Source organism: Xanthomonas euvesicatoria pv. euvesicatoria (assembly GCF_020880415.1).
Lineage (GTDB): Bacteria > Pseudomonadota > Gammaproteobacteria > Xanthomonadales > Xanthomonadaceae > Xanthomonas > Xanthomonas euvesicatoria.
The window spans coordinates 1-14,702 of record NZ_JAJIUJ010000096.1; the positions used below are offsets into that span (position 1 = coordinate 1).

The 14,702-nt window shown below is 65.0% G+C and carries 12 protein-coding genes and 2 pseudogenes; 11 read left to right on the plus strand and 3 right to left on the minus strand.

Annotated elements, in window-relative coordinates; all coding sequences use genetic code 11:
• From LN450_RS15435 to modC, 8 genes are all read left to right on the plus strand, one after another.
• Positions 1–171: SgcJ/EcaC family oxidoreductase (locus LN450_RS15435; protein WP_228892891.1), on the plus strand; the 171-nt coding region annotated here is incomplete at its 5' end.
• A 286-nt stretch (positions 172–457) separates the two neighbouring features.
• Complete coding sequence (locus LN450_RS15440; RefSeq protein WP_011348431.1) at positions 458–1,081, plus strand: OmpW/AlkL family protein; 624 nt, start codon at positions 458–460, stop codon at positions 1,079–1,081.
• A 117-nt stretch (positions 1,082–1,198) separates the two neighbouring features.
• Positions 1,199–1,813 (plus strand): OmpW/AlkL family protein, encoded by a 615-nt coding sequence (locus LN450_RS15445; protein WP_011348432.1) that lies wholly within the window; start codon positions 1,199–1,201, stop codon positions 1,811–1,813.
• A 258-nt stretch (positions 1,814–2,071) separates the two neighbouring features.
• Positions 2,072–2,845 carry a S1/P1 nuclease gene (locus LN450_RS15450; RefSeq protein WP_029820166.1) on the plus strand — a complete coding sequence of 258 codons (774 nt, stop codon included), beginning with the start codon at positions 2,072–2,074 and terminating at the stop codon, positions 2,843–2,845.
• Positions 2,846–2,858: 13 nt separating this feature from the next.
• Positions 2,859–3,683 carry an MBL fold metallo-hydrolase gene (locus tag LN450_RS15455; RefSeq protein WP_011348434.1) on the plus strand — a complete coding sequence of 275 codons (825 nt, stop codon included), beginning with the start codon at positions 2,859–2,861 and terminating at the stop codon, positions 3,681–3,683.
• A gap of 75 nt (positions 3,684–3,758) precedes the next feature.
• Positions 3,759–4,535 carry a molybdate ABC transporter substrate-binding protein gene (modA, locus tag LN450_RS15460; RefSeq protein WP_011348435.1) on the plus strand — a complete coding sequence of 259 codons (777 nt, stop codon included), beginning with the start codon at positions 3,759–3,761 and terminating at the stop codon, positions 4,533–4,535.
• 16 nt (positions 4,536–4,551) lie between these two features.
• A complete protein-coding gene (modB, locus tag LN450_RS15465) occupies positions 4,552–5,238 on the plus strand; it encodes a molybdate ABC transporter permease subunit (RefSeq protein WP_008575885.1) in 687 nt (228 codons plus the stop codon).
• Entirely contained in the window at positions 5,238–5,852 is a 615-nt protein-coding gene (modC, locus tag LN450_RS15470) for a molybdenum ABC transporter ATP-binding protein (protein ID WP_011348436.1), read from the plus strand. The genes modB and modC overlap by 1 nt, the downstream gene beginning before the upstream one ends.
• Positions 5,853–5,949: 97 nt before the next feature.
• On the opposite strand, the gene LN450_RS15475 is transcribed toward modC, so the two are convergent.
• From LN450_RS15475 to LN450_RS15485, 3 genes and pseudogenes are all read right to left on the minus strand, one after another.
• Positions 5,950–6,534, minus strand: coding sequence for a hypothetical protein (locus LN450_RS15475; protein WP_011348437.1), 585 nt, complete (start codon positions 6,532–6,534; stop codon positions 5,950–5,952).
• Positions 6,531–7,829: pseudogene (locus LN450_RS15480) on the minus strand (TonB family protein). The gene LN450_RS15475 and the pseudogene LN450_RS15480 overlap by 4 nt, the downstream one beginning before the upstream one ends.
• Positions 7,819–8,184 (minus strand): BlaI/MecI/CopY family transcriptional regulator, encoded by a 366-nt coding sequence (locus LN450_RS15485; protein WP_039417876.1) that lies wholly within the window; start codon positions 8,182–8,184, stop codon positions 7,819–7,821. Before LN450_RS15485 ends, LN450_RS15480 begins: the two are co-directional and overlap by 11 nt.
• Before the next feature lie 163 nt (positions 8,185–8,347).
• Here LN450_RS15485 and LN450_RS15490 point away from each other — a divergent pair, with 163 nt between their 5' ends.
• The 3 genes and pseudogenes from LN450_RS15490 to LN450_RS15500 all read left to right on the plus strand — a co-directional run bounded on the left by LN450_RS15490 (position 8,348) and on the right by LN450_RS15500 (position 14,453).
• The gene (locus LN450_RS15490) at positions 8,348–10,306 is read left to right on the plus strand and encodes an acetyl-CoA hydrolase/transferase C-terminal domain-containing protein (protein WP_041855150.1); all 1,959 of its coding nucleotides are present in this window, start codon (positions 8,348–8,350) and stop codon (positions 10,304–10,306) included.
• Positions 10,307–10,441: 135 nt separating this feature from the next.
• Complete coding sequence (locus tag LN450_RS15495) at positions 10,442–11,617, plus strand: phosphatidylinositol-specific phospholipase C1-like protein (protein ID WP_011348442.1); 1,176 nt, start codon at positions 10,442–10,444, stop codon at positions 11,615–11,617.
• Between the two features lie 122 nt (positions 11,618–11,739).
• Positions 11,740–14,453 (plus strand): annotated as a pseudogene (locus LN450_RS15500) (TonB-dependent receptor).
• The last annotated feature ends 249 nt before the right edge of the window (positions 14,454–14,702 follow it).

The following is a 14,702-nucleotide window of genomic DNA, read 5'->3' on the forward strand; positions in this document are numbered from 1 at the left end:
GTGTACACCTTCACGCTGACCGACAAGCACGGCAACAAGAGCAACGTGCAGGCCCGCTACACCTTCGTGTACGAAAAGCGCGACGGCAAGTGGCTGATCATCAACCACCACAGCTCGGCGATGCCGGAAGTGGATGCACCCAAGGTCGCCAAGGTCGCCAAGGTCAAGTAAGCGGTACATCGCACCGGCGATCGAATCGCTGTCGACGCCACTGCGCACGCAACCGGCGGCGTCCCTCCCGCCGCCGACAGCTGTGCCAAGCGCATCGCACGATGCCCCACGTGCGATACGCGCTGCGAGCACCAGCGCGGCTCGCAACGCCGTCTTCCGCGCAGGGTGTGGCGACAGCCATTGCAGGCCCGCACACCTGGGCACACGGCCAATTGATCAGGATCAAGGCAGCGGCGGCGCCAAGCGCGAAGACTTCCCACGTCCATTGCACCCCACGAGACTTCCCATGCGTATGCGCTCTACCCTTCTGTTCGCCGCTCTGGCCGCTTCTTGCGTCAGCCTCCCCGCACTGGCGCAATCCAAAGGCGACTGGACCGTTGCCGTCGGTGCCCACCAGGTCGCTCCCAAATCCGACAATGGCAGCCTGGTCGGCGGCACCCTCGACGTGGATGTGGGCAAAGACATCAAACCCACGTTTACCGCCGAATATTTCGTCGCAGACAACCTGGGCATCGAGGTGCTGGCTGCGCTGCCGTTCGAGCACGACATCGCGATTGGCGGCCTGGGCCGGGTGGGCAGCACCAAGCATCTGCCGCCGGTGATCTCGCTGCAGTACCACTTCAACGCCCAGGGCACGCTATCGCCGTTCGTTGGCGCCGGTATCAACTACACGCGCTTCTTCGACACCGACACCCGCGGTGCGCTGGCCGGCAGCAAGCTGGAGCTGGACGATTCCTGGGGCCTGGCACTGCATGCAGGCGTGGACTACAAGCTCAGCGACCGCGGCGCGCTGCGCGTCAACCTGCGCTGGATCGATATCGATACCCGAGCGCGCCTGGACGGCAACCGTATCGGCACGGTCAATATCGACCCGCTGGTCTACGGCCTGGCCTACGTGCACCGATTCTGATCCCCGCGGCGTGGGCGGCGCATCTCTGGCACACTTGCCGTCCAGGGACGTGCATCACCGCCGGAGTTGCGGACAGGTCGGTCACGTCGCCCGCCTGTCCGACCTACCGGGGATTCCATGAACACGCTGACTCGCACCGCCCTCGCCATCGCACTGGCCGCCTCGGCCGCACCCGCCCTTGCACAGTCGGCCGGTCATTGGACGACCGGTTACGGTGCCGGCTATGTCTCGCCCAAATCCAATAGCGGCACCTTCGGCGGCACCCAGGCCGAGATCAAGGGCGCGCCGGCACTGTCGTTCACCTACGAATACTTCCTGCGCAACAACCTGGGTATTGAAGTGCATGCGGCAGTTGCGGGCAAGCACGACCTCGAGCTGCAGGGCATCGGCAAGGTGGGCAGCTATTGGACGGTGCCACCGAGCGTGCTGCTGCAGTACCACATCAATGGCTATGGCACGGTGTCGCCGTTCGTGGGCATAGGCATCAACTACACCACGTTCCTGGGCGAAGACACCGAGCCGACGGTTACCAGCGGCGATCTGCGTTTCGACGATTCGGTCGGCGCCACTGCGCATGTCGGCGTGGACTTCATCTTCAACGATCGTAGCGGCCTGCGCGTGGATGCGCGCTGGACCGATTCGCGCAGCAACGTCGACCTCAACGGCGCGCGGCTGGGCAAGGCACGGATCGATCCGTTGACCTTCGGCGTGTCGTACCTGGTGTATTACTAAGAGCGCCTAGCAACACGACTGCGCTCATCGCCAGATGGGCGCGGCCAGCGCCCGCTGCGGCATGCCCCCACGCGGATGCTGCAGTTGCCGCTTGCGTGCAACTGTTTGCTCCATCCGGGCGCGCTCCAGGCACGTGCCGGCACCATGCTGAGGCGTGGCTGTCGCAGCTCCGGGAGGGCCATCAAACCGTCCCGGACCGATGCGTACAATCGCCGGATGAAAACACTTTCCCTCTCTGCATTCGTTGTTGCGACGGCAATGGCCGCCGCAATCCACCCCAGCACCGCCCTGGCCTGGGGCCCGCAAGGCCACCGCCTGGTGGCGCGCATCGCCGAAACCGAGCTGAGCCCGCAGGCACGCACGCAAGTGGCGCAATTGCTGGCCGGCGAGCCGGACCCGACCCTGCACGGCGTTGCCACCTGGGCCGATGAGCTGCGCGAGCACGACCCCGACCTGGGTAAGCGCTCCGGGCCGTGGCACTACGTCAACCTGGGCGAACACGACTGCACGTACTCGCCACCGCGCGACTGCCCGGACGGCAACTGCGTGATCGCCGCGCTCGACCAGCAAGCCGCCCTGCTCGCAGATCGCACCCAGCCGTTGGACGTACGCCGCCAGGCCTTGAAGTTCGTGGTGCATTTCGTCGGCGACATCCATCAGCCGATGCATGCCGGCTATGCGCACGACAAGGGCGGTAACGACTTCCAGCTGCAGATCGACGGCAAGGGCAGCAACCTGCATGCGCTGTGGGACAGCGGCATGCTCAACGACCGCCATCTGAGCGACGATGCGTACCTGCAACGCTTGCTGGCATTGCCGGCCGCCACTGCGGGGTCTGCGGCGCTGCCGCCGCCGGCTGCGGCATGGGCGCAGGCTTCGTGCAAGATCGCCATCACGCCGGGCGTCTACCCGAGCGCGCACGTGTTGCCCGCCACCTACATCGCCACCTATCGCCCGATCGCCGAAACCCAGCTGCGCATCGCGGGTGACCGGCTTGCCGCCATCCTCAACGCGGCGCTGGCCGGCCCCTGACGTGGAGACGCCGATGCAGCCCCAGGTGCTTGCCTTCTTTCATGCCGACAGCAACACCTTCACCTACGTGGTCGCCGATGCGGCCACCGGTGCGGCGGCAGTGATCGACCCGGCGCTGGACTACGCGGCCGAGAGCGGCGTCGTCGGCAGCCAGTCGGCGCAGGCCATCCTTGCGGCCATCGAGCAACACGGATGGCAGGTGCAATGGCTGCTGGAAACTCAAGCGCATGCCGATCACCTGTCTGCGGCGCAGTGGCTGAAGCAGCATTGGCCGGGGGCGCGTATCGGTATCGGCGAGGGTATTTGCAAAGTGCAACGCACCCTTGCCGCGCAGTACGCATTGCCGGCCGACTTCCGCGCCGATGGCTCGCAATTCGATCATCTGTTTGCCGACGACGAGCGCTTCAAGCTTGGCGGTATCGAAGCACGCGTCATCGCAGTGCCCGGCCACACCAGCGACAGCATTGCGTATCTGATCGGCGATGCGTTGTTTCCTGGCGACTCGTTGTTCATGCCGGATGCGGGCACGGCGCGTTGCGATTTTCCCGGCGGCGATGCACGCCAGCTGTTTGCGTCGATCCAGCGCCTGTATGCGCTGCCGGAGAGCACCCGCGTGTTCGTCTGCCACGACTATGGCCCGGGCGGGCGCGCGGTGGCGCATCAGACCAGTATCGGCGCGCAGCGACGCAGCAATATCCATGTGCGCGATGGCGTGGACGTAGAGACCTTCGTGGCGCAGCGGCAGGCGCGCGATGCCACCTTGCCAGAGCCCAAGCTGATCCGCCCGGCCCTGCAAACCAATCTTCAGGCCGGGCGTTGCGCCGGAGTGGTCCTGTAGCGCGCGTAGGCTCGCCACGCGATACGCATCGCGTAGCCGCTATGATCGGGGCCCTGTCCTGGTGAGGAGCCTTCGATGCGCATGATCGGTTTCTGGCAGCGCGCGTTGTGCGTGCTGATGCTGGCGTTGCCCCTGCTGGCGAGTGCGCAGACCGCACCGGTGACGGTGTTTGCGGCCGCGAGCCTGAAAGAATCGATGGACCAAGCCGCGGCCGCGTACGAAAAAGCCACCGGCACGCCGGTGCGCGTGTCGTATGCAGCGAGTTCTGCGCTTGCACGCCAGATCGAACAGGGCGCGCCGGCGGACGTGTTCTTTTCGGCCGACCTGGAGTGGATGGACTATCTGCAGCAGTGTGGGCTGGTGCTGCCGGCGCAGCGGCACAACCTGCTCGGCAACACACTGGTATTGATCGCGCCGGCGAACAGCAAGCTGCACGTTGACCTGCGCACCCCCGGCGCCATTGCCAAGGCGCTTGGGCAGGGCGGACGCCTGGCCGTAGGCCAGACAGCCAGCGTGCCGGCAGGCAAGTACGCAGCCGCGGCGCTGCGCAAACTCGGCCAATGGGACAGCGTCGGCAACCGGCTTGCCGAATCGGAAAGCGTGCGTGCGGCATTGATGCTGGTCTCGCGTGGCGAAGCGCCGCTGGGCATCGTGTATGGCTCGGACGCGCGCGCCGATGCCAAGGTGCGCGTCATCGCCACCTTCCCCGACGACAGCCATGACCCCATCGTGTATCCGGTTGCTGCATTGAAGAACAGCAACAACCCCGCCACCGCCGCATTCGTCAGCTGGCTGGGAAGCAAGCCGGCCAAGGCGATCTTTGCGCGCCGTGGTTTTTCGCTGAAGGATTGAGGCACACCGTTTGTCGATGTTCACCCCGGAAGAGCTGACCGCGATCGGCTTGAGTCTCAAGGTCGCGATCGTGGCAGCGCTCGCCAGCCTGCCGCCGGGCATTGCCTGCGGCTGGCTGCTGGCGCGCCGCCGCTTCCCCGGCAAGGCCCTGCTGGACGCGCTGCTGCATCTGCCCCTGGTGATGCCGCCAGTGATCACCGGCTATGCGCTGCTGGTGGTGCTGGGCACGCAGGGGCCGGTGGGCAGTTGGTTGCTGGAACATCTCGGTATCCAGTTCGCCTTCCGCTGGACCGGCGCGGCGTTGGCGTGCGCGGTCATGGGATTTCCGCTGATGGTGCGCGCGATCCGTCTGTCCATCGAAGCCACCGATCGTCGCCTGGAAGCGGCCGCCGCCACGCTGGGGGCCGGGCCGTGGCGGGTGTTCTTCAGCATCACTTTGCCGCTGGCCTGGCCGGGCCTGGTCGCCGGCATGGTGCTCGCGTTCGCCAAGGCGCTTGGCGAGTTCGGCGCCACCATCACCTTCGTGTCGAATATCCCTGGCGAAACGCAGACCTTGTCGTCGGCCATCTACGGGCTGATGCAGGTCCCGGGGATGGAATCGGGCATCTGGCGGCTGGCCGGCGTGGCGCTGGCGATCTCGCTGGCGGCGCTGCTGCTGTCCGAATGGCTGGTGCGCCGGCCGCATCCGCGCGAGGACGCGTGATGCTGGATATCGACCTGCAGCTGCAGCGCGGCGCCTTCGAACGCCGCATCCGCATCCACGACGATGCGCGTGTCGTGGCACTGGTGGGGCCCTCCGGCGCGGGCAAGACCACGGTGCTCAATGCAATTGCCGGCTTGGTGCGTCCGCAGGCCGGGCATATCCGCATCGATGGGCGCTGCCTGTACGACGCCGGGCAAGGCATCGACCTGCCGACGCACCAGCGCCGGATCGGTTATGTGTTCCAGGATGCGCGGCTGTTTCCGCATCTGGATGTGCGGCGCAACCTGTGCTACGGCCGGCATGCGCGCGGCAAGGCGCCGTTCGGCTTCGACGATGTGGTGGCCTTGCTCGGCATCGCACCGCTGCTGCAACGCCGGCCGCGCAACCTCTCTGGCGGCGAAGCGCAGCGCGTGGCGATTGGCCGAGCGTTGTTGGCGCAACCGGCGATTCTGCTGTTCGACGAACCGTTGTCGGCCCTGGATCAGGCGCGCCGCGAAGAGTTGATTCCTTACCTGCAGCGCGTGCGCGACGAGATTCGCCTGCCAATGCTCTACGTCAGCCACAACCCCGATGAAGTGCAGCGCATTGCCGACAGCGTGCACGTGCTGGATTGAAGGCGGTGTGGGCGGGGATAGGGCGTTAGCGGTTGACGCGTTATGAGACGGAGCAGCGTTGTTGGTGACTGGACATGCTGCGCAACGGCTGCAGCAGCTATCGGACCACCTTCCCGGTCCGCACGCTCACCTTGCCTTGCCGCACCTCGAAGGTGAACGCGAACGACAGCGTCACCGGTACCGGCTCGATCTGGGCGGCGTCAGTGCAATCGTCTGGCGCTGCCGGTTGCGCAGCGCCTGATGGATACGTGCACATCGCCGCCGGAACAAACTGCCATCGCAGCGCGGCGGCGCGCACCGCTTGCATGAGATCGGCGTTGTCCGGCAGCAACCCGGCGGCGCATTCGTCGCGGTCGGACATTGGATCCACGCGCTGCACCGTACCCTCTGCGCTCAGAATGAGATGCGCGCAGACGGTGGTGGGCGCCAGGCTCTGGCGTGGCGAATCGGTGGGCAGCACCGGGGCGTCGCTGCGCACCGCGCGTGGCATGCGAAAGCGTTGCGTTGGTGCCAGCGTATAGGATTGGACGCCCGCAGCGCCGCCGCCGTCCGGCTGTGGAGGCAGCATGCGTTGATCCACCGAATCCTCGCGCTGGCTGCGTTGCTGCTTGGCGAGTTGGCGCGTGGCGCAACTACTCATGGCCAGCATCAGGGCGAGGCTACCGATCAGGCAGCGGCTCATTGCAACGCCCCGCGTGAGGCGCATCCCGCAGGTGCGCAGCTGGCCACACGTTCGGGCCGGTCGGCAGCGTGTGGGCTTGCAGCAGCTTCGGTACCGGAATGGATATCTGCAACTGCCGATGCCGCATCTGGTGGATCCAGTTCGAATTTCACCGGCACGCGTACTTCGGACGCGACCGCCTTGCCATCCTCCAGCGCAGGTGTGAAGCGCCAGTGGCGTGCTGCGTCGAGCACGGTCTGATCGAACACGCCCGCCGGCGTGCTGCGCACGATGGCGATATGGTCGGGTATGCCAGTCGGGCTCACTGCGATCTGTAGTTCGACAAATCCCGCCAGGCCTGCAGCGACGGCGTCAGGAGGATACCTGGGCGGCTGCATGGTGCCAAAATCCAGCGCATTGCCGGGCACGCGCATGCCATGCAATCGCGCAGGCTGGAATGCCCAGCAGGCGCCACTGACCATCACCGCCAATGCCACCACCACGCGCAGGTTCCATCGCGCCCGGGGCGCCTCCACCGCAGGCTTCAGCAAGGCAGCCACGCGTTGGGTGAGCGCATGCGGCGCATTCCAACGGCAGGCCGTCGGCGTCCAGCCGGCACCACAGTGGGTCTTGAGCATCGCGGTGGCGTAACTGCGGCGCTTGCCCGGATAGCGCGTCAGCACCTCTGCGTCGCACGCCAGTTCCTGATCCAGCCGGAACGCGCGCAATGCCAGATGCATCAACGGATTCCACCAGCCGATGCACAGCAACAGCGCGGCCAGCAGATTGGCATACAGATCGCCGCGCCGCAGATGCAGGCGCTCGTGCGTCAGGATCAAGGTGCGTTCGGCGGCGCTTTAGCGCGTATCGAAATCCATCGGCAGCACGATGCGTGGGCGCCAGAGCCCCAACGATACCGGCAGGCCTACATCGTGGGTTGCCGCCCATACTTCGCCCTCGAGCGCATGCAACGCGCCCAAGCTGCGTACGAATCGCCGTTGTCGCCACCAGAGCGCTACGGTCATCGCGACCGCACCGGCCAGCCAGGTGGCCATCAAGGTCCCCGCCCATGCGTGATCGCCCTCTTGCAGGTTGAGCGGCATCGCGACCATCGCCGGCATCTTCGGCAACGCTGACGCGAGCGGCGGCCCTGGTATTGCAGCTGCCAATACGGCGAGTGGCACGGCGAGCCAGATCGCATACGCCGCTGTTGCGCCCAGCCAGCCACGCAGTACGCGCCGCAGCAGCAGACAGGCCAGCAACGCGGCACTGCTATACAAGGTGACGCGCAACAGCAATGGCAACTCAAGGTGCATCGTCCAACTCCTTGAGCAGACGCTTCAATTCTGCGATGTCCGAGGCGCTGAGTTGCCCGCGTTCGCTGAAGTGCGCCACCAGCGGTGCAACGCGCCCGCCGAACAGCCGCTGCAGCAATCCTTCGCTCTGCTGCTGCACCCACTGTTCGCGCGCCAGCAGCGGCGCGTAGTGATATCTGCGGCCGTGTTTTTCTGCCGCAACGGCGCCCTTGGTGAGCAGCCGATTCAGCAAGGTCTTGATGGTGGGCTCGGCCCAGCCGGTGTGCACCAACGCGGCGATCACTTCTTCTGCGGTGCGCGGCGCACCATCCCAGAGCACTTGCATCACCACCGCTTCGGCGTCGCTGATCGGCATGCGATTACATCCGCAATTTTTATCGATTACGCGCGTAAACAGATTGCTTGTCAAGCAGTGATCGAACGGGCTCCCGACACCTGCCCGCATTGATGGCGGCCAAGCATGGCGCACGAGTATCGGAATGCAGGCAGCACGCGACCGGCTCGGCTACTCTGCGTGGATGACCGAGCACCTCACCGACCTGAGCGCCGCCGTGGAGCGGATCCTGCAACGCATCGACGGCCCGCTGCGCGTGGGCGCGCCGCTGGGCATCGGCAAGCCGCACCGTCTGTTGAACGCGCTCTACGCACAGCTCAAGGACACGCCGTCGCGGCCACTGGCAATCTACACGGCGCTCTCGCTCAATCCCCCCAGGCCGGGTACCGGACTCCAGGCGCGCTTTGCCGCACCGTTCATCGCGCGCCACTTTGGCGAGGATTTCCCTCGCCTTGCCTATGTCGACGCCATGCTGCGCGATGCCTTGCCCGCGCATGTGCAGGTGGAAGAGTTCTACATGCAATCCGGCGGGCTCTTGCATTCCACCCAGGCCCAGGCCGACTACACGAGCCTCAACTACACGCATGCCGCTGCAGCGGTGGCGCAACGCGCGCCCAACCTGATCGTGCAGAAAGTGGCGCGCGAACCGGGCAGCACGCGGCTGTCGTTGTCGTGCAACAACGACATCACCCAGGACACGCTGGACGCGGTGCAGGCACTCGGCTTGCCGCGCCCGATGCTGGTGGCGGAAGTCGATCCGCTGTTGCCGTGGATGGGAGGCACCGCAGCGGTAGATGCCGCATTCTTCGATCTGATCATCGATTTGCCAGGCCCGTTCCCACAGCTGTTCGGCTTGCCGCGGCAAGCGGTGAGCAGCGTCGACTACGCCATCGGCTTGTATGCCAGTGCCCTGGTGCGCGATGGCGGCACCTTGCAGATTGGCATCGGCACGCTGGCCGATGCACTAAGCCATGCACTGGTGCTGCGGCATACCGATAACGCGACCTATCGCCGTGTGCTGCATGCGCTGGATCCGGCACTGGAACACCACCCGGCCGTGCAGGCCAGCGGCGGCCTGGAGCCGTTTGCCGTCGGCTTGTACGGTTGCAGCGAGATGCTCAACGAAGGCTTCAAGCAATTGGTGGACAGCGGCGTGATCCGTCGCAAGGTGCACGACGATCTGCCGCTGATGCAGCGCATTGCCGATGGCAGCGCCGACGTAGCCGACCACGCACGTCTTGCCGCCGAAGGCGAGTTCATGCATGGCGCGTTCTATCTCGGCTCGCCCGCGTTCTATCAATGGCTGCGCGATCTGGATGCCCCGACACGCGCGGCGATCGGCATGCGCCGCATCAGCGAGATCAATCAGCTCTACGGCGGCAACGAGACGTTAAACCGCTTGAAACGCAAGGATGCACGCTTCTTCAACTCCTGCATGATGGCGACCGCGCTGGGCGCGGCAGTCTCCGACGGGCTGGAAGATGGCCGCATCGTGTCCGGGGTCGGCGGGCAGTACAACTTCGTGGCGATGGCGCGTGCACTGCCGCAGGCACGTAGCGCCTTGATGCTGCGCGCCACCCGCGAGGCTGGCGCACACACCGCCAGCAACCTGCGCTGGAACTACGGTCACACCACCATTCCACGCCATCTGCGCGACCTCTACATCACCGAATACGGCATCGCCGATCTACGCCACAAGACCGACCAGGACTGCGTGCTGGAAATGGCCGCCATCTGCGATGCCCGCTTCCAGGGTGAATTGCTTGCCCAGGCGGAACGGTCGCGCAAGTTGCGTACAGCGCCGGCACTGCCGGTACGCGCGCAGCGCAACACACCACGGGCACTGGAACAGGCACTGGCCCCATTTCGACGCGACGGCAGCCTGCCCGATTACCCGCTCGGCAGCGACTCCACGAAGATCGAACAGCGTCTGCTGCCCGCATTGGACTGGCTCAAGGGCGCAACTGCCAGCACTGGCGGAAAGATCGCCACGGTGGCCCGCGCACTGCTCACGCGCCAAGCGCCCGGTGCCGATGATGTTGCCTGCCTGCAACGCATGGCACTGGATGCGCCAAACAGCCTTGGTGATCGCCTGCAGGCGCGGCTGCTGACCCATGCCTTGCGACAGACCGCCGCGCCATGAAGAAACAGTGCCGCGATCTGCCACCGGCTCGAACGCACCGCGGCAAGCACTGACGCATCACGGACACACAGCGGAAAGATATGCGTCAAACTGGGCCGTGATGATGGCGACCTCGTCGCTTTCCGGCTGTGCTGCATGCATCTTTTTCGCGTGTTTACTGCTGTCACGTCAGGGTTCGATTGCAAAACGAAGTTGGTGCGCCCAAAGCGAAGCAAGACGCAGCGCACCGCCATCTTCGCCGCGCTGTTGCTGAGCAGTCTTGTCGCGCAAGCCGCACCGCGCCTGACCGACCTGCAGTACATCGGCAGCCACAACAGCTACCACGCCGGCTTTGCGCCCAGCGAAGCGGCGTTATTGAAGCAACTGGACCCGACACTGTTTGCCGCGCTGGATTACCGCCATCCCGCCTTGACGCAGCAACTTGACGATGGCGTGCGCCAACTTGAACTGGACGTCTTCGCCGATGCACAGGGCGGGCGCTACGCACATCCGGCCATCGTTGCGCAGATCGCCAAGGCCGGCCTGCCGACCGCACCGGCAAGCGCGCCTACCGGAGTGATGGACAGGCCCGGCTTCAAGGTCATGCATGTGCAGGATCTGGACCAGCGCAGCAACTGCCAACCCCTGATTGCCTGCCTGCAGGAAATCCGCACCTGGTCGAAGCAGCACCCGGGCCACGTGCCCATCTTCATCCTGCTCGAAACCAAGCAGGCGCCGATCCAGTTGACGTTTCCCACCGTACAACCCGAACCCTTCGATGCAAAGGCGATGGATGCACTGGATGCCGAACTGCGTTCGGTCTTCCAGCCCGGTGAATACATCAGCCCCGATCAGGTGCGGGGCCGCGCGCCTACGCTCAACGCAGGCGTGCTCGCGCATGGCTGGCCGTCGTTGGCCCAGGCGCGCGGCAAGGTGGTATTTCTGCTCGACCAACGCGTTGCCGGTGCCAGCTACCTGCCCGGCCACCCATCGCTGCGTGGCCGGGTGTGTTTCACCAATGCGGTGCCAGGCGAAGACGATGCGGCCTTCGTCGAACGCAACGACGGCCCTGCCGATGACATCAAAAAGCTGGTCAAGGCGGGCTATCTGGTACGTACACGCACCGATGCGGATTTGCAGGAAGCCCAGCACAACGACACCGCCCGGCGCGACGCCATGCTGGCCAGCGGCGCGCAATTGCTCAGTACCGACTTCCCGATCAACGAGCCGGCCGATAACGGCTACGTGGTGCGCTTCGATGGCGACGCGGTGGCGCGTTGCAATCCGCAGCGACCGGACCCGGGTTGCGACGGCATCGACCTGCACCACTGAGGGCAGCAACGCGCACAAGCGGCCCTACGCATCAGCCCTGTCGCAATGGAAGCGTCGGCGATCCATGGCCGTGCCCGCTGCCCGGGCGCGAGCCTCCCCTCCCCCATCACGCGAGCATCAAGATGCAGTTTTCCCGCCCCCTCCATCGCTTGACCTGCGCCATTGCCGCGGCGCTTTGCGCGCCATCGCTGGTGTGCGCTGCAGAGATGACCACCACCACGTTGGACTCGGTCAACGTGCAAGCCACCCAGGCCGCGGCGCCCGGTTCGCTCAACGAACAGCGCCTGTCCAATAGCGTCAACAGCGTGATGAGCAAGCAGCAGATCGATGCGATTCCCTCCGGCGGCATTGCCGATGTGGTAGCGCACATGCCGGGATTATCGGCCTACAGCGACATGCATCTTGGCCAGGCCACCACCGGCGAGAACGCCTACGTCAGCATCCGCGGCATGGACGCCAGCTATAACGCATACACGCTCAACGGCTTTGGCATGCCGGAAACCGACTCCTCGACGCGCGCCATTTCCTTGAACATGCTGGCGCCATTCGGCATCCAGTCGGTGCAGGTCTCCAAATCGCCGACGCCCGACATGCCCGGCGATTCGATCGGCGGCGCGATCGATATGCGCACCCCCAATGCATTTGATTTCGACCAAGACCTCTATGCCAAGAGCACCGCGCAAGGTCAGTTCAATGCATTGGCCCACCACCTGGGTGGCAAGGACAGCGGCGGCACGTTCCAGCAGGAGCTGGCCTGGAAGTTCGGGGAAGGCGATGCGTTCGGCATCTACGCATCGGCCTATTACGGCAAGAACAACAACATGGCGCAGGCCCTGCACCCAACAGCAAATACGTGCCCGCCGACCCTGCGCTCGCCGCGGCCACCGATTTGCGCGATGTCGGCCCGCTGATCAGCACCCGCTACAAGTACAGCCTCTACGCCAGCCAGATCGAACGCTATGGCGGCAACCTGTCGCTGGATTGGCAGGGCGACACCAGCGCGCTGTATGCACGTGCCATCTACGGCAGTTACGGCGTCACCGGCACGCAGGACCAGTCCAGTGCGCGCCTGGAGACCTATCGCAACCAGCCCACGGCGGTGCGCGGCGGGTACTTCAACACCCACGATATCGACGAGACGCTGGCCACGGTGCAACTGGGCGGGCAGACCACGCTCGACCGGCTGCACCTGGACTACGGCACCTCGTTCGGCCGCGGCACGCGCAGCCGGCCGGATTATGTGTCGGCCAGTCTGTATGGGTTCACCCCGGGCAGCTTCGCCTTCGACCTCAGCGACCCCACCTACCCGAGCATCGGCCCAAGCTCGCCGGCGTTGAAGGACTTCTTCTACAACCTGGATTCTTCGCTGTTGTGGAAGGTGCAGGGCCACGACGCCGGCAGCCACGATAACCGCTTCAACGCGCATACCGACATTGCGTACCAGGTCGATGGCGCTGTGCTGGACAGCGTCAAACTTGGCCTGTCGGCCGATCACTCCGAGCGCGACGCCTATGACCACCCGTTCTTCCACAAGGATGGCAACTTCGTCACCAACGGCCCGTACTTTGGCGGCCCCAATTACGCGTTTCCCACCGCCGGCGGCCCGCCGCTGAGCGCGATTCCCGGCCGCATCACGTACAACGCATTCGATGGTCACTATGCGGGGCCGTTCAAGCTGCTCGATCGCGGCTGGATGCGCGCGCAGGCGCTGCCTTACAAGTACATCGACGACCCGAACGGCGCAGGCATCTATACCGCCAACGACTACAACGCCAACACCACCTCCAGCACCGAAGCGATCTATTCGGGCTATGCGATGGCCGCGCTGCATCTCGGCAAGGTGAGCATACTGCCCGGCGTGCGTTACGAACTGACCCAGTATTCGGCCGACTCCTGGCAATCCAGCGGCGATGGCAGCACCGGCAGTTTCGTCGGCAGCGGCAGTACCTACGGCAAGGTCTTGCCAGGCATCAGCGTCAACTATCGGCCGGACGATCTCACCGTATATCGCGCGTCGTTGCGCCGCAGTTTCAGTCGCCCGGCATTCGGACTGATTTCCGGCGAGACGGTGTATTCGATCGATGACACCCAAAAAGTGGTCGGCATCTCCAAGCCCAACCCCAACCTGCAGGCGAGCACCGCCGACAACGCCGACCTGTCTGCCGAGTTCTACGATCATCAGGGCGGCGTGCTCAGCGCCTCGACGTACTACAAGCGCATCAATGGGTTCATCTATACCTCGCAATCGGCCACCAACAACGACAGCACCCTGGGCGGCCTGGTGCCAACCGGCACCACCTTCGAAAATGGCGTGCCGGTGACCATGCCGCAAAATGGCGGCACCGCAAAGCTCTATGGGCTGGAGTTGGCGGCGAGCAAGCGCCTGCAACAGTTGCCCGGCCTCTGGAGCAACTTCGGCGTCACCGCCAACCTTACGCTGCAGCACAGCCAGGCAGATAGCAAACGCAGCGACCAGCCGGAAAAGACCTGGCTGCCGCGCGCACCGGAACGCATCTACAACCTGGATCTGTTCTACGACGACACGCACCTGCGCACGGACCTGAGCTACAACTACACCGGCCTGCAACTGCTGGGGCTCACCACCGACCGTCTCAATTACTACCTGCAGCCGGTGAAGTCGCTGGATTTCAACGCGACCTATCACTTGCCGCACCATCTCGATGTCGGCGTGTCGGCAAAGAACCTGCTCAATGCCGCCACGTTCTACGAAACGCAGGGCAAGTCCAAGCGCTACATGGCCTACGATCCCGGCGCCGACGGTGCCTATGTGCAAACCGGACGCACCTACATGCTGACCTTGGGCTACACGTACTGATCCATAGGCCGGCGCGCTGCAGCGGTGATCTTTCAACGGAAAGTACGCCGCTGCGGCGATTGCCACCTGCTATCCAGCGGCTGTCGCAGCGCCATTGCTGGATCCGCGATTGCGCTGCCGCATCATCGCGCCGCGGTATCGGTATCGGTATCGGTAGTGAGGCTCCATCACAGGTGTGCTGCGTCAGTCGATTGCGCGGCGCGCAATGCCCACCGCAATGCCGCATCGCGCCGCTTGCCCAGTCAGTAC